The organism is Niastella yeongjuensis, assembly GCF_900110245.1.
Taxonomy (GTDB): domain Bacteria; phylum Bacteroidota; class Bacteroidia; order Chitinophagales; family Chitinophagaceae; genus Niastella; species Niastella yeongjuensis.
Window position 1 is genome coordinate 1 of record NZ_FOCZ01000003.1, and the last position, 23,416, is coordinate 23,416.

A 23,416-nucleotide genomic window follows, 5' to 3' on the forward strand; every position below is an offset into this window, starting at 1 on the left:
AAAATTTAATTTTTATGTTTTGTAATCAGCAAAGTTCTTCTTTGCAGCCGATTTTCGGACTGCTGCTGCTCCGAAACCCTTTTACATAAAGACTAATGCGGTGCATACGGAAATTCCAATCCTTCGTAATAGCTTAATGTATGATCGGGTTTTTCATATTTCGCGGGAATAGGTTTTCTGGAAAAAGTTTGAAAGTACAACAAACAGGCATTGCGCCACCATACGGCTTCCTGCTCCTGAATGGCCAGCAGTTGTTTTATCTGGCTGAACCGCTCAGCATCGATGTAGTTCTTCATTCCTTCCCAGCGGTGTTGCATCCAGCGTACGGAATCAACGCCACTGTAATATTTATCGCACATGGTTTCCCACAGGGTTTTGCCGGAATGCACCCTATAATCCCAGGGAACGTGATGAAACCATAAGAGAAATGTTTCCGGACAGGTAGCCATATTTTCAAATTGCTGCTGCACAGCCGGCTGGTATTGCGCCAGGGCATTGCTGCCGGCAGCAGTACGATCGAAGCCAATTCCTATAGAGTCGGCTTTATGAAAATAGACCGGGTTCCAGTCGGCACGGGGTGCCTTGTTGTACCAGGGAGCGGGCCCGTAATGATGGCTATAACCCATGATGTGGTGCAGGCCAAGCGGTGTCATATAATTTACCTGAATTTCCCTCGATGCCAGCATGAGCTGTTGTACGGTATCGACAAAAGCCTGTTTATTGGTAAAGGTTTGTCTGATCCATTCATTGGCAATCTGGGCCGAAGTTAACGTATTGTCCCAGGCCAGCCGGCCCAGGGTGTACCAGTTGGCCTGTCCAAAAGGATGTCCCGTCCAGTTGATATCGCTGCCGATATTCGATACGCCAGCCATACCAGTGAGGGTATGGCCATCGGTTGTACCATCTACTATTTGTGCTACGGTGCTGTTGTTTTTGGCATGGGTATCGGCATCCAGCACTTCTTTAAACAGGGGAGCCAGATACACCAGGTGGGTGGCAAAGCCCAGGTATTCCTGCGTGAGCTGGTATTCCATCATCAACGGGGTTTGCGGCATTGCGCCAAACAGCGGGTGAAAGGGCTCACGTGGTTGAAAATCTATGGGGCCATTCTTTACCTGTACCAATACATTTTTTCTGAACTGGCCATCGAGTGGTTTAAAATCATTGTACGCCTGTTTGAACCTGTCTTCAGGTGTTTCATTGCTGTACACAAATGCACGCCACATAACAATACCGCCGTGTGGGGCTACGGCATCGGCGAGCATATTGGCGCCATCGGCATGGGTTCGCTGGTAATTCTGCGGACCCGGTTGTCCTTCGGAATTGGCTTTAACCAAAAAACCGCCAAAGTCAGGGATGTGTTTATAGATCTCGTCGGTTTTATCTTTCCACCATTTTCTTACTTCTTCATTTAAGGGATCGGCTGTTTTTAATTTACCGATCTCAACCGGTGCACTAAAGCGGGCGGTGAGGTATATTTTTATATTGTAGGGCCTGAATGCATTGGCCAGTGCAGCTACCTTTTGCAACCATTCTTCCGTTAACAGGATGGCATTGGCGTTTACATTGGTGATCGCGGCCCCGTTGATTCCGATGGAAGCATTCGCCCGGGCATAATCGATATACCGCTGGTCTATGTAACCCGGCAAACGTTGCCAGTCCCAGATGGAACCACCGGCATAACCACGTTCTACCGTGCGGTTCAGGTTATCCCAATGATTCAGTAAACGGAGTTTTATTTTAGGTACACTGGTTATCGACAACTGTTGTATGGATTGTTGGGTTTGCAGCAATCGTAAAAAATGAAAAGCACCGTATAGAATGCCGGCTTCTTTATTGGCGGTGATAAGCGTCACATTTTTCCCTTCGTGTTTCACCGTACGGATAATAAAGCCTTCCTCACCGAGGCGCGCCAGTGCTGTATCACCTACCAGCTTGCGGATAAAGGGTAAATGTGAGCGTAACCCCAACAGAATGGTGCCATTGGTGACAGTCGTTTGCAGTGATATCTTTTTGCCCAGTAAACCTGACAAACCGGTTTGCAATTCCTGATGGGCTGCTATTAGCCTGGCGTCATCAGACGGGCAACTGATGCTGGTGATCTGTTGCCGGTATTGTTGTAATAAAGCGGGGTTGTCGATGGTGTTGTATCGTAACCACAAGCGATACCCATCCTCTGCGGATACATGGGTACATAAGAGAATTACGAATAAAAATAAAACCAGTTTTTTCATATAGATGCCAGTTCTTAGTTCGTAGTTCCGGGTTCTTTGTTGCGATGGGTGTACGGCTTATAGCTTATGGCTTACAGCTGTATTCTATTCGCTGTCGGACGTTGTTTTTAATGACGATGCTCTGACGATCAGTTCTGACCGTAATAAAATGGTATTGGTAGCATCGATGCTGTTCACGCCATTTAAATGATTGATCAAACTGGCAGCGGCCATTTCCCCCATTTTATAACCGGGGTAATTAATGGTAGTTAAATTAGGTTCCACTACGGTTGATACGGGGTCGTTGTTAAACCCTACAAAAGCAATGTCTTGCGGAATACGGATGCCTGCTTTTTTCAACGCTACCATACAACCAACGGCACAATTATCGTTTGCGGCAAAAACGGCATCGGGCAACGGGTTCATTTGCAGAATAGCAGCTGCCGCCTGGGCGCCTGCTTCCTGACTGAGGTTATTGATCAGTATATATTTTTCATCGAAAGGTATATGGTGATCGGCCAGTGCCTGTTTGTAACCCGCCAGCCTGTCTACATACACATTACGTTTGGGCGGTGCGGTAATATGTACAATGTGTTTACAACCCTGGGCTATCAAATGGCTGGTAGATTCGTAGGCGCCTTTTCGGTTATCGATCAGTACGCTGGTGCCATCGGGATGATCGGCCACACGGTCGAAGAATATAATTGGAACATCCTTTTTAACAAATTGGTCGAAATGAGCGAGGTCATCGGTTTCGTAAGCGAGAGAAACCAGCAGGCCATCCACGCGGTTATTGAACATGGTTTTGGCGCTGTCGACCTCTTTCCCTGCCGATTCAGACGACTGACTTATAAGAAGCGTATACCCTTCGTTATTGACCACACTTTCAATACCGGCGATCACTGTGCTCATGAAATAACTATTGAGCCGCGGTACGATTACCCCTATGGTATAGGTCCGCTGCTCCCGAAGGTTGCGGGCGAAATGGTTATACCGGTAGCCCATTTCTTCGGCGAGGTCGAAGATCTTCTTCTTGGTTTTTTTACTTACGACGGGGTCATCTTTGAGGGCCCTGCTTACCGTAGCTATTGAGACATTTAACTTCCGGGCAAGGTCGTAAATTGTTACTTCTTTGGGTTTTGCCATACAATCGCTTACATATATGATAGTAAAGGTAAAATAAAATTATTTTTAAAAAAACAATGTAATCGGTTACATTGATTCATTTTTCTGGCTAAATTAGTGTCGCGAATTGCTTATCAATTGATTGCCATGTTGATAAAAACCTTAGAATACCGGGCAGAATGCCTGAAAATAATGTCACCGTAAAGATGGAAAGTTCGACAGGATGTTGCAATGGAATGGGTTTGCGCATCCGTCGGGCTTTTCTTTTTGAAAGGGAGTAGGCAGTAGGGGTAGAAGGCAGAGGGCCCTCCTACGCCAGGGCTTCGGCGGGCGAAGCAGAAAAACTCCGACGCGGCGCTCCTGCTCCGTCGGCTGGCGAACAAAGAACTCAATAACCTAAGAACTTAATAACAAAGAACCAAGCGACTATGTACCGATTGCTTTCCTTATGTATGCTGAGTCTGCTAAGTATAGCTGTATTGGCTCAGGTTAAACTTCCGCGTCTTATCAGCGATAATATGGTGTTACAGCGGGATACCAAACTAACTATTTGGGGGTGGGCGGCTGTTGGGGAGAAAGTAACCATTCATTTTATTGATAAAACTTATACTGGTACCACCGGTGCCGATAGCACATGGTCGGTATCCCTGCCTGCGCTTAAAGCTGGCGGACCGTACGAGATGGAGATAACCGGTTCAAACCAACTGGTAATAAAGAATATTTTAGTAGGCGATGTATGGGTTTGCTCGGGCCAGTCGAATATGGAGTTGCCTATGGAGCGGGTAAAAGAAAAGTATCCTGCCGTAATTGCCAATTCCGCCAATCCGGCCATCAGGCAATTCAATGTAGCTACTACCTATGATTTTCAAAAAGCACGAAAAGATTATGAATCGGGCAGTTGGCAACTGGCCAATCCACAGACTGTTTTACAATTCACAGCGGTAGGTTATTTCTTCGCAAAAACTTTATATGAAAAATACCAGGTGCCTATTGGTTTAATAAAAGCCAGTGTAGGCGGCTCACCGGCAGAAGCCTGGCTAACAGAGGGTGCCCTCAAAGCATTTCCGCAACACCTGGAAACAGCACTGCTATACAAGCAACCAGGTTTTATTGACAGTATTCGCAACCGGGATCAGCAGATCCGGAATAACTGGTATCAAACCATCTGGCAACAGGATAAAGGGTTACATGATACCAGTCCCTGGTACGATCCCGGTGTGAATACCGCCAACTGGAAAACCATGCCGGTGCCCGGCTTTTGGGATGAACATGGATTGAAAGGCGTGAACGGCGTGGTATGGTTTAGAAAAGAGATTGAAGTGCCGGCTTCCATGACCGGTAAGCCAGCCAAATTATTGTTGGGTAGGATCGTTGACCAGGATTCCGTTTTTGTTAATGGCCGTTTTGCCGGCACCATTGGTTATCAATACCCTCCCCGCCGGTATGAGTTACCTGCCGGCTTATTGCAACCAGGCAAAAACACCATTGTAGTGCGCGTGATCAACAATGCAGGCCGTGGTGGGTTCATAACCGATAAACCCTATAAATTAACAGTAGGTGAAGAAACCATTGACCTGAAGGGCGACTGGCAATTTGCATTGGGTACCACCGCACCACCGCTGCCTTTGGCTACGTTCTTTCAATATATGCCAACAGGTTTATACAAGGCCATGGTGTCACCTATGTTACCTTATCGTATAAAAGGCGTTATCTGGTACCAGGGTGAATCCAACGCAGGCCGGGCGGTTGAATACCGCACCTTATTTCCGGCAGTAATAAATACCTGGCGGAAACAATGGCAGGAAGGCAATTTCCCCTTCCTGTTTGTGCAACTGGCCAATTATATGGAAACAAAAGACCAACCCGGTGAAAGCGACTGGGCCATGACAAGAGAAGCCCAGCTGAAGACTTTATCTTTGCCTAACACCGGCATGGCTGTGATCACCGATATCGGCGAATGGAATGATATCCATCCGCTGAATAAAGAGGATGTGGGCAAGCGGCTGGCGCTGTGGGCAGAGAAACAGGCCTATGGCGATCAGCAGGTAGTCTATTCAGGTCCGTTATACAAAGGGATGAAAGTACAGGGCAATAAAATTACCTTGCAGTTTACCAGTACTGGTAGTGGACTGATGGCCAAAGGTGATAAGGAACTGAAATACTTTGCCATCGCCGGTGCCGATAAAAAGTTTGTATGGGCCAATGCCACCATAGAAGGGAATAACGTAATAGTTTGGAGCGACCAGGTGCCGCAACCAGTTGCCGTTCGATATGCCTGGGCCGATAATCCGGCGGGCGCGAATTTGTATAATAAAGAAGGGCTGCCGGCGTCACCGTTTAGAACGGACAATTGGTAAGAAATTACTCACTTTAATATTCAATATTTCTATAATGGAGTATACAATGCGTTGGTTCGGGCCAAATGATCCCGTTCCATTACAACATATCAGACAGGCAGGATGTACCGGCGTAGTAACGGCCTTACATCATATTCCCGTGGGCGATGTTTGGACTATAGACGAGATCAACAAAAGGAAGGGCCTGATTGAAGCCGCTGGTATGACCTGGACGGTCATTGAGAGTTTACCGGTTCATGAAGACATCAAAAAGCAAACCGGTAATTACCAGCAATACATCGAGAACTATAAGGAAAGTCTGCGTAATGTAGCCGCCTGTGGCCTGCAGGTGATCACTTATAATTTTATGCCCATACTCGATTGGGTGCGGACCGACATCGATTATGAAATGCCCGATGGCAGCAAAGCCCTGTTCTTTGAACGATTGGCTTTTATTGCCTTTGATGTGTTTATGCTGGAACGGCCCGGGGCAGAAAAAGAATATACAAAGGAAGAACTCAGCGACGCGGGAAAGTACCTCGACACTATAACGCCTCAGAAAAAAGAAACCTTATACCGCAATGCATTACTGGGATTGCCCGGCAGCAATGAACCGTTTACCAAGGAGCAGGTGCTGGCTGCATTAACAACCTATCACCACATAGATGCCCGGCAATTGAAAGCCCATTTGTTTTACTTCCTGCAACAGGTGGTACCGGTGGCAGAAGCAGGTGGGTTGAAAATGGCTATTCATCCGGATGATCCGCCGTACCCGGTATTGGGTTTGCCGCGTATTATGAGCACCGAACAGGATGTAAAAGACTTGTTGCAGGCAGTGCCATCCATCGCAAACGGGTTGTGTTTTTGCACGGGTTCGTTTGGGGTACGGCCAGACAATGACCTTCCGGGTATGGTACAACGCTATGGCGATCATATTCATTTTATACACCTGCGCGCCACAAAAAGAGACGGGGCAGGTAACTTTTTTGAAGCCGATCACCTCACCGGTGATGTAGACATGTATGCAGTAATAAAAGAGCTGGTACTGGTTATGCAAAAAAGAAAAGTAAACTTACCCATGCGGCCAGATCATGGTCACCAGATGCTGGATGACCTGAAGAAAACGACCTATCCTGGTTACAGCGCTATTGGTCGTTTACGGGGACTGGCGGAATTAAGAGGATTGGAGTTAGGAATAGTCCGTAGTTTAAAATAAGTTCTTAGGTTATTAGGTTCGTAGGTTATTAGGTTTTTGAGTCATAGCCGCGAGGTTAAACTCAATAACTCAATAACTTATTCCTTCATACCCCCATTCTTAAACAGGTAATAAGCACTTTGATAAGCTGCAATAGCTTTGTTGCTTAACGCCGGGTCATTTTTTATCGGGCGCTGTTCATCTGTTTTGGCATTCCATTTAGTGGTAGTGATTTGCTGTTGCGGGCTGGCGATCACCAGGCTGTCGCGTTGCAGATAACCCAGCTTTTGATAAGTAGCCACATAGGCCCGGGGCTGAAAGGTTGGCAATAACACATTCTTTCCATACCAGTCAGATTCATATTGCCAGTTCAGCAAGCCAAACAAAGTAGCGAACAGATCGATCTGAGAACATTGTTGATCGATGACTGGCGGTGTATTGCTTTTCAAATTGGAAATGATACAGGGAATATGATATTTTGAAACATTGATCTCATTTTTACCGGCGCTGCTGGCACAATGGTCGGCCACAAAAATGATCACCGTATTGTTGAACCAGGGTTTTGTACGTACTTTTTTCAGGAATTCCCCAATGGCATAATCGGTATACTTAACAGCACCATCCCGGCCTGTACCGGAAGGGATATCGATCTTTTTATCGGGATAGGTAAAAGGACGGTGATTGCTGGTGGTCATCACAAAATCAAAAAAAGGCTGTTGTTTGGCATAACGGGCATCCGCTTCGCTTATAACTGCATCATAGAGATCTTCGTCACAAATACCCCAGGCATTGGCAAAATGAATATTTTTATCATCGATGATATTCCGGGCGCCCGTGAAATGATCACCAGGTGAAAACCTGCCGCCTTTATCGGTTATATCAAATCCATTATTGCCAAAGAAATTGTTCATGTTATCGAAATACCCGTCGCCGCCATAAAAGAATGACCGGGTATAACCGGCTTTTTTGAAGATACTTCCCACGGTAAACAAACCCTGGTTATCGTTCCGGCGAACAATACTATTACCGGGTGTAGGCGGAACACATAACGTCAATGCCTCCATGCCACGAACGGTACGGGTACCCGTTGAATACATATTGGTGAACAGGATGCTGGAATCTGCCAGTGCATCCAATACCGGTGTAAGGTGTTGGGTGTTCCCAAAATGACCCATGAAATCGGCGCTGAAACTTTCAATAGTTACCAGTATTACATTCGGTTTTTGTGCCATCCCGGCATTGTTGATCTGCCGCCGGATGGTAAACCCATTCCCGGTGAATGACGCATCAGCCTCCTGTAAATCGGACCGGACTATAGAAAATGCGGTAGCTTCCGGTTCTTTTGCATAAAAGTCATAATAGTTCAATTCGTTGTTCCTGAAAGCGGAAAAGAAAGAGTAGATACCAGCTTTCGATAATTCATTCTGATACCGGTTATGCTTTCCATCGGCCCAGGAATTAGGTATAAACAAAACGCCCAGCAGTGCCCCTGTCAATATGGTGGCAGTAAATAAAAGCCGCGTTGCAAAAGAGGTGTCGGATTTAAAGCTCTGTTGAAAGGCCCTTCTTTTATAAAAGATAAAAAGAACCAGAGCTGTCAGCAACAGCATGCCACCGATAAGCCAGGGCAGGGGGTACGACTGGTTGATATTATTGATCACCTCAAAGGTGTATACCAGGTAGTCGACTGCGATAAAATTGAACCGGCTTTCAAATTCATCCCAAAATGCGAATTCGGCAAAGAACGAAAACATGATGATCAACACGGTGAGAAAAAAACCGGCATAGGTTATTACCTTATTAGCATAAGAAGTATTCCAGCGTTGGGGCAATACCAGTAAATACACTGCATATACGACGCTAAAACAAAGCGCTACTATGGTATCAAAGAGGAGGCCCTGGGCGTAAATACGCAAACAGGTCAGTAAGCCGGGATCGGCTTTCTGAAAAGACCAGGCTAATAAAACAGTTCTTGTAATAAAAGAGATGATCAGGAAGAACAGTATGAACTGGAATAGGACAGAATATCGGGATTTTGAGACCATAGGAAGTTAAAAAGATGTAAATGAACTGCCTGATTTTGTAGGAATTTTGAAGTCCTGCAAAGTTTTACCTGAATTTCTTCAGTTTTGGTATATTACTTTGCATAAATTACCAATATGAAAGTCCTGATCATTGAGGATGAGCCATCGTTGAACAAAGCCATGGTAGATTACCTGCATCACCAGCAGTATCTCTGCGAGTCTGTCAGTAACTTTCACGATGCCCTGGAAAAGACGGAGGTGTATCAGTATGACTGTATTGTACTGGATATTATGCTGCCCGGTGGTAATGGGCTGGAATTGCTGCGTCAACTAAAAGCCAATCAGAAAAGCGATGGCGTTATCATTATCTCTGCCCGCAATGAGCTGGATGATAAATTAACGGGCTTACAGCTCGGGGCAGATGATTACCTCACCAAACCATTTCACTTACCGGAATTAAGCGCCCGGATAGCTGCCATCATCCGCCGCAAAAATTTACAGGGGAGTACCAGTATCCGATTTGAAGAAATACAGATAGACGTACAGGCGAAAACCGTAAAGGTGCTGGATACGGAGATAAATCTTACACGTAAGGAGTATGAACTGTTGTTATATTTTCTGGTGAACAAGAACCGGGTATTGTCAAAAGACGCCATTGCCAGTCACCTGTGGGGTGATGATGCGGACCTGGCAGAGAACCTTGATTTCATTTACACCCATGTAAAGAACCTGCGCAAAAAGTTATTACAGTATGGAGCCGGTGATTATATACACAGTGTATATGGGATGGGGTATAAATTTTCCATTAAATGAAACTTTTTAGCCGATATAATCGCATCAATATAGCTGCATCCATCATTGTATTTGTTGTAGGCAGTATAGTCTTTTATTTTGTTTTACGCGCTGTATTGCTCAAGCAGCTGGACGAGTCCCTGCATACGGAACAAACGGAAATAATCTCCTATGTGGAAATGCACAATAAACTGCCAGAGGTTGTGAATGCTTATAACCAGCAGATCACCTATGCAATTTCCAATGAATTGCTTATCGGAACGAAGTATCATAGTAAAAAAGCACATGGGGAGAAAAAAGGTGAAATGGAATGGATGCGAAAACTGGTATTTGGCATTACGGTGGCCAATAAAAATTACCGGGTAACGGTAACCAAATCGCAAGTAGAAACGGAAGACCTTTTACAAATGGTGATCCTGGTAGGAGCCGGCATGATTGCCCTGATCCTGCTGGCGGGTTATGTTATCAACCGCATAGTGATAAAGCGCCTGTGGAAACCTTTTTATAAAACTGTAGAGGAAGTAGAGCAATACCAGCTGGCCAAACAACAGGCGCTGCAATTGCCTGTTAGTGGCGTTAGCGAATTTGATCTGCTGAACCAACGACTGACCAACATGACGGAACGGGCGCAACAGGATTATCAGGTAGTGAAAGAGTTCAGCGCCAATGCTGCTCATGAAATGCAAACCCCGTTGGCCGTGATCAGGTCACATACAGAAGCATTGATGCAGGACGAACAGGTATTGCAGCAGCATAATAAATCCATTCAAACCATAGAACAGTCCGTTAACCGGTTAACCCGCCTGAACCAGGACCTGTTATTACTGGCGCGCATCGAAAATGGACAGTTCCCGCTGCAGGAGAAGATCGATCTGGATAAAATAATTCAACAAAAAGCAGATGAACTGGCAGAACTGCTTTCCTCAAAAAAGATCACCCTGCAAACGAAACTAATGCCGGTGCAAATAGATTGTAACCCGCACCTCGCAGAAGTTATCGTGAACAACCTGTTGAACAATGCGCTGCGGTATAATAAAGAAGGGGGGATCATTAATATAGAACTGACACCCCGGCAATTAGTCATTTCCAATACTTCGCTTTTGCCAGCCCTGGAGAAGAACAAAGTCAGTCAGCGCTTTTATCGCCACCCCGATACCAAAGCCGATGGAAATGGGCTTGGCCTTTCTATCGTAAAGCAGGTATGCGCGGTAACGGATTATACGTTACATTATGATTACCAACAGGGTTTACATATCTTTTTGATTTCTTTGTAATGCTTCAAATTGCTGACAGAATCAGGCAATAGGTTGCATCCGGTATTAACTGCTTTGTTTTAAAATTAGCGCATGAAAAACTGGATGTTGATCATTGTATGCCTGGTATGCACATGGACTGCTTCTGCCCAGGAAATTTTTCGGGTAACTGTAAAAGATAAAACCACCGCAGCGGTATTGCCTGGTGTATCGGTTACACCAACCGGTGGCAAAGGGGTTATTACCAATGACAGTGGCCAGGCAGTGATCATCGATCTGGCAGCAGGCAAACACAGCTTTCAGTTTTCTTCAGTAGGGTATGAACCCACATCGCTCACTGTTACTTTACCCGATACCAGCTGGCATGAAGTACTGTTAACAGCTACTCACAAAGAAATGGAAGAAGTAACTGTACTGGCCAGTACCCGTAATAACCAGCGGATGGAAAATTCACCCCTAAAAGTGGAAGTGCTGGGAAAGGAAGAGATGGACGAAGAAAATACCATTAAACCCGGAAACATAGCCAGTATACTGGGGGATGTAAGTGGTATACAAATTCAACAATCATCTGCCGTATCGGGTAATTCGAATGTGCGTATACAGGGGTTGGACGGTCGATATACACAGATCTTACGCGATGGGATGCCGCTTTTTGATGGTTTCAGTGGCGGCTTTGGTATTATGCAGATACCACCACTCGATCTGAAACAGGTGGAACTGATCAAAGGATCTGCTTCCACATTATACGGCGGCGGCGCTATTGGCGGGTTGATCAACCTGATCTCTAAACGGCCCGGCTATGAACAGGAAGGGCTCTTTACGCTTAACCAAAGCACCTTAAGAGAAAGTAATTTCAATACGTATATAGCAAAAAGAAATAAGAAAGTAGGGTATAACTTTTTCGGTGGCATAACCCGTCAGGGAGCAGTTGATGTCAACGATGATAATTTTTCCGACGTGCCTAAAACAGATGCAGTGGTAGTACATCCCCGCTTCTTTTTTTATCCTGATAGCAAAACAACCATTGCGCTGGGTTATACCGGTACTTTTGAAACCCGCAATGGCGGTGATATGCAGGTGATAAAAGAAAAAGGGGATGCCCTGCATCAATTCTTTGAAAAAAACAAAACAGCCCGGCATACGGGTGATCTGCTGGTTGATCGTACAATAGGTAATGGCAACAGGCTGGAGCTAAAAGCCAGTACCACTTCTTTTGACCGGGAGATCATTACCAACGTTCATCATTTTAAAGGGAACCAGTTAAATTATTTTACCGAGGCTTCTATTCTTATTCCCCGGTCTAAGTATAGTTTTGTGGGCGGTATAAATGTTACCGGAGACCGCTTTAAAGTATTACCCTCCGATCCCGTGGCGCTGACGGATTTTAATAATAATACTGTAGGTGCATTTGCACAGGCGACTGTTAATTTACCCGTCAATACCATTCTGGAAGCAGGACTTCGGGCTGATCATCACAACAATTATGGCAACTTTGTTTTACCACGGGTAGCATTGTTTCACCGGTTCAATGAAGAATGGGCTACACGGCTGGGTGTAGGCATGGGTTATAAAACACCCAACCCACTGGCTGTGCAAACAGTTGATTACCCCATTCAGGATATACAACCGTTGCCACCCGGTATACAGGCCGAAAAATCGATAGGCTACAACGCGGAAGTCAATTATAAAAAAGAGTTTGGGGAAGAACGTTCGATATTCATTAACCATGCTTTCTTTTTAACCAGGATCAACAATCCCGTCATTGCAACAGAAGAAGCATTGGGACCGGTATCGTTTAACAATGCCGGCAGCCATATCCTAACGCGCGGGTTTGATACCTATGTACAATTAAAGTTGGCAGCGTGGGAGTTGTATGCGGGATATACTTACACGGTGGCAGAAAGAAAATATTTACAAGACAACCAGTTTATGCCCCTCACGCCGCGTAACCGCATGGCATTTGTAGTGGTATACGAAATAGAGAACGCGTGGCGGTTTGGGCTGGAAGGATCCTATACCGGTACCCAATACCGTGATGGGGATACGAAAACGCCCGATTATTTGTTTATGGCGCTTATGATGGAAAAGAAGTTTGGCAAAACGGTTAGTATAGTACTGAATTGTGAGAACCTGCTCGATTACCGGCAAAGCAAACACGAAGCATTGTATACAGGCCCCATCTCCGATCCAACGTTTAAACCTTTATGGGCGCCCATCGATGGGCGCGTAGCGAATTTATCTGTTCGCTGGAATTGGGGACATAAATAACATACCAGTAGTATACTTCAAAATCGCTTCAGATTTCAGTAGTTAATTCAGTAACAACAGGTATGTTGGATGGCATAATATTTTAATGTATTTCCGGGAAAGGTCAACATACATATTGGATGTGGGTTAGAAAAAAATGTCTTTCAACATGGGAAAGAAGCTACGATATGGTATTTTCTGGCTAATGCTATTACCCTTTACTGCATTGGCCCAGAACGATACATTACCAAAGAAACTGGATAGTTTAAATCAATTGCCACCTGAGGTAAAAAGAGGCAATAAGGACAGTATCAGGCGGGAATTCTACAATCAGAAAACAAAGATCACTTTCCCTGTTTACTTTACTTTATTGGGCGATGACATCAAACAACAGGTTACTGCGCCATTTCATGCAAAACCACGCGACTGGTTTAGAACAGCTGCCGTAGTTGGCTTAACCGCAGGCGTATTGTTGTTAGATAAACCCATTAGCCGAACGGCAGTAAGGTGGCGTGGTGAAAGCCCCACATTGGTGAACACCAGTAAATACGTTACACGATTTGGCGGCCCCTATGAAGTGTATACGCTGGCTGCTCTCGGCACTTATGGCTGGCTGTTTAAAAACGAAAAGATAAAGACGACTACCTTGCTGGCAACGCAAGCTTATATTTCTTCGGCGTTGATCTTTGAAGCACTTAAGTTTTTATCGGGAAGACAACGGCCTTATAATTACAATCCTGAAATAAACTCCAATAAAACATTATGGCATGGCCCGTTTTATCAATTTAAAAAAGACGCGAACGGTAACAAACCGGACAATTATTCCTACACTTCATTTCCATCGGGACATACTACGCTGGCTTTTGCTGCCGCAACCGTATTTGCCATGGAATACAGCGACCGGCCTGCGATTAAAATTCTCTCTTACGGTGCCGCCTCTGTCATTGGCCTGAGCCGTATTACCGAAAACAAACACTGGGCCTCTGATGTACTCATAGGCGGGATCCTCGGTCACCTCATTGGCCGGCAGGTGGTGAATAATTATCACCGGTATGCCAAGCTGAAATCGGAACAGGCTGCGAAAAAGAAGAATACTTTGTCGTTTGCTCCGGGCTATCAATTTGGCCGCGTGTTACCTGGGTTTGTTTATACTTTTAATTAATGTGATCTCTATACTTTTTATATAATGATTGCGCTACCTGCAAAGGCTGACCCATAGGAACTGTGGGAAACTCATTTTGCCTGTTTACCCATTGCCATTCCCAGTTGCGAATATTTTCCTCAAATTGTTTCAGATCGGGTGTTGAACCGGTACGTAAAGATTGTTGCAATAAGGTAAAGAATTGTTGCCAGCGTGGTTTGTAAAAATCATTCAGCAACCCGCTCCATTGACGGTTTGAATATTCATGTAAAGGACTGTTGGCTCCGCCCCAAAGCGTGATCAGATCACGGGCGTTCTGTTCGTATAAGGCTTTTTCAGCAGGGGTGGTACCGTTGCTGCGGGCAGTAGACAACCAGGGCCCCAGCATAAAATCTTTACGGGTAGCCAACAACCCGTCCATATCACTGATCAATTGTAAAAAAGCATTGCTGTATTTGTTGAAAGCTGCACTGTCTTTTTCTTTAAATGCAGTTACCCATTTTTTTTGTAACGGTGCGGCATAGTTGGCGAGTGCCTGTCGGGTAACATCAACCACATCGTACTGGAATCCATCCGTGTTGACGCCTTTGTTGGCAGCCTGTATAAACAGGTCCCAGGCAGGTAACAGGTCGTTGGGAGCGTAGTTGAGTTTAGTGCGTGTCCAAACGGTGGTGGAATCAAATGTGGGCCGGCCGGTGATGATCGATTCGGCGCCATCACGGATAAGCGCACCATTATACACTGTTCGTCTCAATATTTGCCAGGCGTTTACCAGCTCTTTATTGTTGGTACGATAGCGGTTCAATACATATTGTGGTATCCAGTCATCCAGCTCAACCGGGGTTGTTTGCCAGGTATGCTGGGTCATCAGTTCATACATCACGGGATTTTGTTCAATGGCTTCCATGGTTAACCCAATGCCCCACAATTTGCCCGATGCCTTATCGTTGAGAGCCTGGGCCGGGCCGGCTGCTACGCCATCCATGCGGCCAAACAGGTTTACGTTGCCGCCAAAATTGTGCAGCATATTCCAGATCCAGGGTTTTCCATAAAAGGCATCGGTGCGTTTCCAAACCGGTTCAATCTCTGCAGCCAGATCGAGCAGGATCATTTTATTGTCCGGTACTGCTTTCAACAACGCTTCAATCTGTGGTGCTTTCCAGAATTTACGGTCACTATAAAACAACCAGCCCTGCATTACCCAGGTGGCGGCTGTATCGGCTTGTTTCATGCCTTCATATATACGCGCGCTTAATGCTGAAAGAAAGGCCGGGTCATCAGACGGTGGTTCATTTTCATTAAAAGTATCTGCCGAATACAGGTGATCGGTCCCAAACAAAGTGGTTTGTTTTTGCAGAAAGCGTTTCCCGATTTCTGCAAACAAAGGGTCCTGCGAATCGAGTATGTAGGTGTCGGCAAAACCATTTGTCCAGTTGGTGGCTTTTAATTTGGCGTTTGGGTATTTCTTTTTGAACGCAGGCGGAACGTGTCCGGTAAAGGCAGGCAGTACGGGTTTCATCCCCAGTTCTCTTTCGCGTTGCAGTATTTTTTCCTGCAGGGCTTTATGGCTTTTCATCCAGTTCAGTGGAAGGGGACCGCCCCAGGCATCGAGATTCCCCATCCAGAACCAGCCAAAATAAGCCGGCCCGCAAAAGAAGTCTTTCAACTCCTCATCGGTAAAGCCCATTTCTTTATACACTTCATACCAGGTGTATTCTTCGCCCGTAATGGCCAGCGGCATATTGATGCCATGCAGGGCCATCCAGTCAATTTCTTTTTGCCAGCGCTCCCAGTCCCACCAGCTCATGCTGTAATTGAAGGTGCAATAGTTAAGGTAATAGCGATAGGTATAGGGAGTAGCCTTGTGTACTTTTTTTGTAACTACTGGCAGGGTGGCCGGGAGCTGCAAATTGGTGCCATTCCAGGTGATCTGGCAATGACAATACTCCGTAAGATAATGGTACAGGGCGCAGGCAATGGATGTGCCGTTATTGCCACGCAGCACAATGTTTTTACCACGGCTTTCCACTTCAAATACATCTTTGTCGTTTTCAGCGGGAATGTCTTCTACGATAAACAGGGAGGCATAACGCGGAACCACCCGTTTAATTAAGCCGGCGGAAGCCTTTGTGTTTAACTGGGCAGCAATGGTTAATGGCAGTAAAGTGGCCAGGAACAGTATAAGGCGGGCTGTTCGAACTATTCGTATTTTTTTTACCATAAGTTAGTAACTGGTTGGTATACCAATGGGTTACGCAAACAAGATAAAACCAATTTTTTATTTTCAGGCAATATGTCCCTCATATAGTCACGAAACCCTTTTCGTAAAAAAGGCATAACAGGAAAAACCGTGTTTATACCCTTCTTAATAAGACCGGGATTTTATAAATTAGGTATAACAAAACTCATTATTGGGAATTGTGAACGGACACAAAAGAAGTAGGAGGTAAGAAATAGGAAGTAGGAGGTAAGAGATAAGAGGTATGAAATCCCCCTATTTTTCATTTCTCCTACTTCTTACTTCATACGTCCTGCTTCCTGCTTCTGCCAGTTCATTCGTCATTCTCACCAATTTATCGCACTCCCTCTTTTTTAAACTTTTTGGTAGATATACGTTTGCTGTAATTAATGCTACTTATATGTTGTATAAATTACCGTTACTGGTTTGTTTGATGAGTATTGCCTATACCGCAAAATGCCAATCTGCTTTTGATATTTTTAAATATGTTGATCAATTGCCTCCGGTGACCGGCAATGTCAATGAAGCCTGGCAGCAATGTTATCCAAAAGGAAAGCACACGCCTTACCAGCAATATGAAGCCGTGCTGGATGCGCAGATCAATGCCCTTGCCGATAGATCGAATCACCAGAGTCTGTTGCTGTCCATGTTATCTGGCCGGTACGAAATGGAGGGAAGAAGGGTTGATTTCACCAAAATAGTTATAGCCGAAGACCCGGAGTTGAAGAAAAAACAGACAGAGCAGAGCCGGGTATTTTTTAATATAGTTGATGATTACGGCAGGTTGACGTCAGGGATCGACTCTATTCGCAAACTGGAGGAAGACTATGGCGTACAGGCGGAAAAAATGCTGAGGATATATCAACAGGCGGTGCCGGTGTTTGTGAAGAAACTCAGGTTGTTTATAAAAGAAATGAATGACCTGATGAATAAGAAAGGGTATAATACTGTTTTAGATAACCAGGTTCAAACACATAAATATTACGTCCAGTTACTGGAAGTAAGAGGCTTGCTGTTAGACAGGATCAGACATGCGAACAGGCTAATTGGTAGTTCTGTTGGGTATGTAGCTTTGATGCAGGCGGAAAGTATGAAGTAAGATAAGACCTGTCAGGATCACTTTGGCCTCCTGAATGTTCGGACGCTTGAGGTGAACCTTACAGGTCTTACTTCAACAATATTAATGTTGCAAATGATAACGCATTCTGCTTTCCAGCTTATCTAAATTTTTATCTTTCATTACAGTAAAAGAAAATTTCTTACCTGTTTTTGAAGCGGCCCGTACCACTGCATCGATTACTTCGTTGATCGATGATTTATCCTTGCTTTTAAATTCCACGTTACCACCTTCCGCCTTAGGCCCGGCTGCTACAAGTGATTCCTGCTGCATTTCCATATATAAATTGTTGTAATCGATCGGACTCGCACTATGTAATTCAACGCGGGCAGTGAATGTGTTCATATATAGACTATTTAATGGTTTGAAATAAATGAATTGTCTGATTCCCTTTTGTTAATGGGTGATTATGATATTATTAATAATCACCATGATAAGCTAACCCAATTTATTTAAACTGCATGGTTTTGTTTAATGGCCTCTACTATTAAAAAAGCGTGCCAATGTATTGCAATGGGGATATAATAACATTGTACTTACAATTGTTAATGACTGAGAACATTAGGTGCAATGTCTTCAACAACTTCATCGCCCACTTCTGGTCCATTAGCTGCCAGCTCACTTCCTTCTTTCTTCGATTTGAAAATAGGCCATAAGAATTGTGCATACCATTCTTCCTGTTTATAATGTTTCAACCCATACGATTGCGGATATTGCCGGGTAATGATGCCGGTTTTAAAGATCACGTCCCACAAAAAGAACATATTGCCAAAATTTCCTTTGTAATGACCGATGCCATCATCATTGCTGTCGGCATGGTGCGCATGATGGGTAGCAGGCGTGGATATTAACCGCTCCAGTACCCAGCCGATTGGTTTTAACCATCTGTAGGTATAAAAAGGTTTGTCCCACGGAATGCTGGAATGTGCCCCGGTAGTGATCAATGATTTTATACCTGTGACAAACAGGGCTGCATACCCAAGACCTAAATAAGTGAGTGAAGTAGTTAAATAGATCTGCGAAAAGAAAATAGTATAGATCACGTTTTGCCGGCTGGCCATGGCCATACCCATGTAAGGCGCCGAGTGATGGGTACGATGAAAACGCCAAAGGAAAGGCAACTGATGATGCAGCCGGTGGTACCAGTATTGGGTGAGGTCGTCTGCAATGGCAATGATGAAAAAGCCCCAGCCAAAAGGGATCCATGCAAAAGCATCTTTACCGCCGGGTAAAAGAATGGGTAATACTTTCAACCCAAAGTAAGCAATGAGCGGACGAATGATAAACTTAGGCGCAATAAAGCAAATGATGTCCAGTACGCGTTCGTTCTTTGTCCATTTGTTTTCATATAAGCCTACTGCAAATTCTATAACACCAAGCACCACCATAATTACCGGCAGTCCCCAGGTACTGAGGTTTTTAAAGATCGCTTCCAGGAAATGCGGCGCTTTAAAAGGCAATGCAGCCGGGCCGTGTTGTTCCCAGGGCCGGGAACCGGTTGCATAAAAAGTAAGGAACATCAATACAACAGGCAGCGCATAGATAAATAAGCTGACCACCGCATCGCGGGTTATTTTTTGTGGTAAAGCAGGAGCTGATTTCATGGTATAATAGTTTTATTATCGGTTAATGATAAGAAGATTAGCCAGCCAGAGACCACCGGCAATAATAGCCAGCGGTATTAAAAAGACCAGGATACCAACGGCGATCTTTTTTGATAAAATAATTAAATCGGTTATTGTCATAGCGATTAGTTTATGGTTTTGAAAGATGTTCTACGATAACTTTATTCAGCTGACCGGTAAATACAAACGGTGATTTGTAAACCGGTGCTACCGGTGAACCATTGTCTTTGCCAACATCAAGCCCTTCATCGTAGGGCATAATGGTGGCATCGGACTTGGTAATGGAACGTTCGGCTACTTTCACCTCATTGATGTATAAAGCTTCGGTACCGGCTGCATCAGTAAGGTTTTTAGCGGGTGAGTAAGAAAGATCGTAGCGTAAAATGGCTTTGCCGGTGGGTAGTGGCCGGGTCGATTCCAGGTACACCAGTTTGCCATTGTTGTTATGGGCTACTTTTAATTTCCCTTCCTGTACAAAAAAGCTAAAACCGGTGAAGCGGCCGCCAACTGCGAGCAACACGCCTTCATTGTTAGTGGTAAGGTCTACATCAGCTTTAATACTGAATGAATGCTGATACAAGGCAGGGGCTGATCGGGCCGGCAGCTGCGCAACACCAGGGTACAGCGTGGCTTGCCGCCTTACATCAAACGGGCCTTTGGTAAGTTTTTCAATGCTGCGTACGGTAGTGTCGCCGAGCAGCGGATAAATATTGTATTTCTGTGCTTCTGATTCAAACAGCGCTTGTAACTCTTTTAGTTTGCCCGGGTTGGTAACGGCCAGGTCTTTCTGTTCATTAAAATCATCGGTGAGGTTATACAACTCCCATTTGTCATTGGCGAAGGAGGTGCCGTTGCGATGATACACTTCTGCTTTCCAGCCATCGTTGTAAATGGCCCGGCTGCCGCTGATTTCAAAATACTGTACATGATGTTGACCAGCGGCTTGTGAATTAGGGATCGTGTAAGCCAGGCTAACTCCTTCCAACGGTTCCTGTTTGTAACCATTGATCACAGCAGGTACCGTAAGATGGGCAATATCAATAGCAGTGGGCGTAACGCTGTTGATGTGTGAGTACTGGGTACGGATGCCTCTTTCCTTAATGCCGTTGGGATAGAAAAGGATCAGCGGATTACGCGTACCGCCTTCACTATTGGCATCCTGTTTTAAATAACGGAAAGGTGTATTGGCTGCCTGCGCCCAGCCATTAGGATAATTAGGACCACTTTTGGCGCTGCCTATTTCATCGTACAGTTTTTCGATCTCCTGAATACGGTCCTCATATTTCTGTGTAAACAGGCTGCCGTCGATGTACTCGTTAATACCAATTGCATGACCCGTTAACCCGCCTTCCTTACTGGCGCCATTGTCGCCAATGATCAAGACTACCAGGGTATTATTAAGCTGGTTAATGGTCTTGAGGTAATTGATGAGGCGGCCGATTTCATAATCGGTATGGGTTAGAAAACCGGCATAGGCTTCCATAAAACGGGCAAACACTTTCTTTTCAATGGCTGAAAGCGAGTCCCATGGTTTTATGCCGGTATTGCGAACAGGTAATGTAGTACTGGCTGGAACAATGCCCAGTTTTTTTTGACGCGCCAGTACTTCTTCCCGATACTTATCCCAACCGGCATCAAAACGGCCTTTGTATTTGTCGATCCATTGTTTGTCTACCTGGTGCGGACCATGCGTAGCGCCGGGTGTGAGGTAGAGAAAGAAAGGTTTATCAGGTGCTGCCGATTTCTGTCCTGCAATGTAGTCAATGGCTTTATCAACCAGAACCGTAGTGAGGTGTTTACCTTGCAGATCGGGTTCTATTTTAGAAGTATTCTCCCATAACATGGGGGTGTATTGATCGGTTTCGCCAGCCATAAAACCAAAGAAACGATCGAAGCCGCGACCGGTTGGCCAGCGGTTAAAAGGGCCGGCGCCGGTAAGGTCGGGGGTAGGGGTTACATGCCATTTACCAATGGCAAAGGTATTGTAACCGTTTTCTCTGGCTATTTCGGCAATAGTGGCTTTCTCAAAAGGCATATAGCCATTATGACCGGGTGCATCTACCGCCAGGTCGATGACCGTGTTTACATTTACCGAATGGTGATTGCGGCCTGTTAACAAGGATGCGCGGGTGGGCGAGCATATGGCAGTGGTGTGAAAATTCGTATACCTGAGCCCGTTGTTGGCCAGGCTATCGAACGTAGGTGTTTCTATTAACCCGCCAAAAGCGCTGCTGGCGCCAAAGCCTACATCATCTAAAAGAATGTATACAATATTAGGCGCATTCTTAGCTGCCACCGGATTAAATGGCTTGTTACCGGGTGTGGTCTCAGCGAGTGTTTTACCCGCGTTGCCTGTGTATGTTTGAATGGGACTGTATTGGGCTTGTATACCTGTAATTATTGTTGCCTGAGTGATTGCTATTAATATTTGTGATTTAATATGCATAGTTGGTGTGTGTTTTTAGTTTTATGTTTTTTGGCCTCCCCCCATCCCCCTCCGATAGACGGGGCACCTATTAACTTCTTACCTCTTACCTCTTGCCTCTTACTTCATTCCCTTTATCAACTCCGTCAGGCTTGTCAACGTGTTAACTTGTCAACTTTCCCCCTACCTATCCCACCACAGCCTCGGTGATTGATAAGTACTACCAGCCGGTGTGTTCTTGTTCAGTGACGTTTCATTTTGCGGGTAGGGAATGCGGCGGGGAATCTGTCCGTTGGGATTGGCACTGTGTGTGGCATTTTGCGCCAGCGGAATTGCCGGGTAGCCTGTACGGCGATAGTCGTTCCATACTTCGGGTTGCAGAAACAAGGCAATGTATTTCTGGGTGATGATGGTTTCCAGGTCGTGGGTAAAGTTGCCGTTTAGGGTAGCTTTTGCCGTGATGTAATCGGTTTGCTTTTGTGGTGTAGAATAAGGATCGCTGCTGTTGGAGATCACTTTAGCAAAAGAAGCCCGTACGGCTGTCTCCAATGCAGTTTGTGCTTTGGGATCCGCGGCATCCAGCATGATCCTTGCTTCTGCTTCCAGGAACTTTGCTTCGGAGTAACTAATCAGTATCACGGGAGAAGTGGCCTGTCCGTAAAAAGCGCCGATGCGGGAAAAAGCGCCCGGTACCCCGGCTATACTACCCTGGTAGGTGGTGGCGCCGGTAGGGTAGCTGGTGGCAAAGTAGGCACGACGGGGATCAACATATAAACCTTCGGGAGTGGTGTTAAGATCAGTTACCTTATTGCCGTTTAACAGGTTTACAAAGGAGGCGCCTAAGCCTACCCAACCCGGGCGATTGGTGTTTTGCTGGTAAATGGGATTGGCATTGGTTGTACTGGCGCCAAACACCACCTGAGCATCTGTACTGTTGTTTTGAATGCCCCGCCAGGTAGCTCCGTTGTAGAGATACGACAATACCTTTTGGGCTGCATCTGTTGCATTGAATTTGCTCAGGTGAATGGCGTACCGGGCTTTTAAGGTATAGGCAGTCGCAATCCAGTTGGCAACAGTTCCTTTAAAGAGTACATCATCTGCTGACGGAACGGCGCCCAGATTAGCCGATACAGGTTGCGATAAATCGACAATGGCCGAATCGAGTTGAGATTGTATGGCATCATAAATAAGCTGTTGTTTATCATAAGCGGGGTTGGTGATGCCATTCCCATACAACGATTCGGTAAAAGGAACATCGCCGAAGATATCGGTTAAATTACCATAAGAGAGAGCTGTCAATACCCGGGCAATTCCACTGTAATAAGGTAATTGTTGTTTTGTTGCAGTTTGTTGAATGATCTTCAGATTGGTCAACACATTGGTATAATATCCTAACCAGGTTCCGTTAAAATAACCGGGCGAGGTGGTGTAATTATCAAAAGGCGCGGCATCGCCATTGGCGCCCGATGCCTGCTGCGTGTAAATATTCGTCAGCAAACCGGCATTGATACCGGTGTTGAAGGCAAGTGTTGTTTCAGCACCTGTTAACACCGCGCTGAGTGAAACTTCAGAGGAAGCATTGGGGTTCACATTGGTCTTTGACAGATCGCAGGAAGTGAGTATGGTTAACCAACTGCCCATAACTCCCATTTGAATGATATGTTTTAACTGTATAGTGCGCATG

Annotated in this window: 16 protein-coding genes; 7 read left to right on the forward strand and 9 right to left on the reverse strand. The window is 45.4% G+C overall.

The genetic code is table 11. The features are described from left to right. Window positions 1-92: 92 nt before the first annotated feature. Window positions 93-2,234, reverse strand: a complete 2,142-nt coding sequence (locus BMX95_RS08520) for an alpha-glucuronidase family glycosyl hydrolase (RefSeq protein ID WP_081197313.1) — start codon at window positions 2,232-2,234, stop codon at window positions 93-95. An 84-nt stretch (window positions 2,235-2,318) separates the two neighbouring features. Further along, window positions 2,319-3,359, reverse strand: coding sequence for a LacI family DNA-binding transcriptional regulator (locus BMX95_RS08525; protein ID WP_081197314.1), 1,041 nt, complete (start codon window positions 3,357-3,359; stop codon window positions 2,319-2,321). Window positions 3,360-3,766: 407 nt separating this feature from the next. On the opposite strand from BMX95_RS08525, the gene BMX95_RS08530 reads away from it, so the two are divergent. After that, the gene (locus BMX95_RS08530; protein WP_081197315.1) at window positions 3,767-5,695 is read left to right on the forward strand and encodes a sialate O-acetylesterase; all 1,929 of its coding nucleotides are present in this window, start codon (window positions 3,767-3,769) and stop codon (window positions 5,693-5,695) included. A gap of 34 nt (window positions 5,696-5,729) precedes the next feature. Beyond that, window positions 5,730-6,890, forward strand: coding sequence for a mannonate dehydratase (uxuA, locus tag BMX95_RS08535; protein ID WP_090519355.1), 1,161 nt, complete (start codon window positions 5,730-5,732; stop codon window positions 6,888-6,890). A 77-nt stretch (window positions 6,891-6,967) separates the two neighbouring features. Here uxuA and BMX95_RS08540 read toward each other — a convergent pair whose 3' ends face one another. Next, window positions 6,968-8,914 (reverse strand): LTA synthase family protein, encoded by a 1,947-nt coding sequence (locus BMX95_RS08540; protein WP_081197316.1) that lies wholly within the window; start codon window positions 8,912-8,914, stop codon window positions 6,968-6,970. Between the two features lie 114 nt (window positions 8,915-9,028). Between BMX95_RS08540 and BMX95_RS08545 the strand changes: the two genes are divergently transcribed. The 4 genes from BMX95_RS08545 to BMX95_RS08560 all read left to right on the forward strand — a co-directional run bounded on the left by BMX95_RS08545 (window position 9,029) and on the right by BMX95_RS08560 (window position 14,347). Further along, a complete protein-coding gene (locus BMX95_RS08545) occupies window positions 9,029-9,706 on the forward strand; it encodes a response regulator transcription factor (protein WP_081197317.1) in 678 nt (225 codons plus the stop codon). Next, entirely contained in the window at window positions 9,703-10,959 is a 1,257-nt protein-coding gene (locus BMX95_RS08550; RefSeq protein WP_081197318.1) for a sensor histidine kinase, read from the forward strand. Before BMX95_RS08545 ends, BMX95_RS08550 begins: the two co-directional genes overlap by 4 nt. Before the next feature lie 72 nt (window positions 10,960-11,031). Next, window positions 11,032-13,206, forward strand: a complete 2,175-nt coding sequence (locus BMX95_RS08555) for a TonB-dependent receptor (protein ID WP_081197319.1) — start codon at window positions 11,032-11,034, stop codon at window positions 13,204-13,206. Window positions 13,207-13,354: 148 nt separating this feature from the next. Continuing rightward, the gene (locus BMX95_RS08560; protein ID WP_165758795.1) at window positions 13,355-14,347 is read left to right on the forward strand and encodes a phosphatase PAP2 family protein; all 993 of its coding nucleotides are present in this window, start codon (window positions 13,355-13,357) and stop codon (window positions 14,345-14,347) included. On the opposite strand, the gene BMX95_RS08565 is transcribed toward BMX95_RS08560, so the two are convergent. Next, entirely contained in the window at window positions 14,340-16,547 is a 2,208-nt protein-coding gene (locus BMX95_RS08565; protein WP_081197321.1) for an alpha-N-acetylglucosaminidase, read from the reverse strand. The genes BMX95_RS08560 and BMX95_RS08565 overlap by 8 nt on opposite strands. A 418-nt stretch (window positions 16,548-16,965) precedes the next feature. On the opposite strand from BMX95_RS08565, the gene BMX95_RS08570 reads away from it, so the two are divergent. Beyond that, on the forward strand, window positions 16,966-17,664 hold the full coding sequence (locus BMX95_RS08570) for a hypothetical protein (protein WP_133053826.1): 699 nt from the start codon (window positions 16,966-16,968) through the stop codon (window positions 17,662-17,664). A gap of 81 nt (window positions 17,665-17,745) precedes the next feature. On the opposite strand, the gene BMX95_RS08575 is transcribed toward BMX95_RS08570, so the two are convergent. From BMX95_RS08575 to BMX95_RS08590, 5 genes are all read right to left on the reverse strand, one after another. Then, entirely contained in the window at window positions 17,746-18,027 is a 282-nt protein-coding gene (locus BMX95_RS08575; protein WP_081197323.1) for a hypothetical protein, read from the reverse strand. 200 nt (window positions 18,028-18,227) lie between these two features. Next, the gene (locus tag BMX95_RS08580; protein WP_081197324.1) at window positions 18,228-19,286 is read right to left on the reverse strand and encodes a sterol desaturase family protein; all 1,059 of its coding nucleotides are present in this window, start codon (window positions 19,284-19,286) and stop codon (window positions 18,228-18,230) included. 15 nt (window positions 19,287-19,301) lie between these two features. After that, window positions 19,302-19,427, reverse strand: coding sequence for a hypothetical protein (locus BMX95_RS35665; protein WP_262493524.1), 126 nt, complete (start codon window positions 19,425-19,427; stop codon window positions 19,302-19,304). Between the two features lie 10 nt (window positions 19,428-19,437). Then, complete coding sequence (locus BMX95_RS08585) at window positions 19,438-21,753, reverse strand: arylsulfatase (RefSeq protein WP_081197325.1); 2,316 nt, start codon at window positions 21,751-21,753, stop codon at window positions 19,438-19,440. A gap of 162 nt (window positions 21,754-21,915) precedes the next feature. Next, the gene (locus tag BMX95_RS08590; protein WP_081197326.1) at window positions 21,916-23,415 is read right to left on the reverse strand and encodes a SusD/RagB family nutrient-binding outer membrane lipoprotein; all 1,500 of its coding nucleotides are present in this window, start codon (window positions 23,413-23,415) and stop codon (window positions 21,916-21,918) included. Window position 23,416 lies beyond the last annotated feature (1 nt).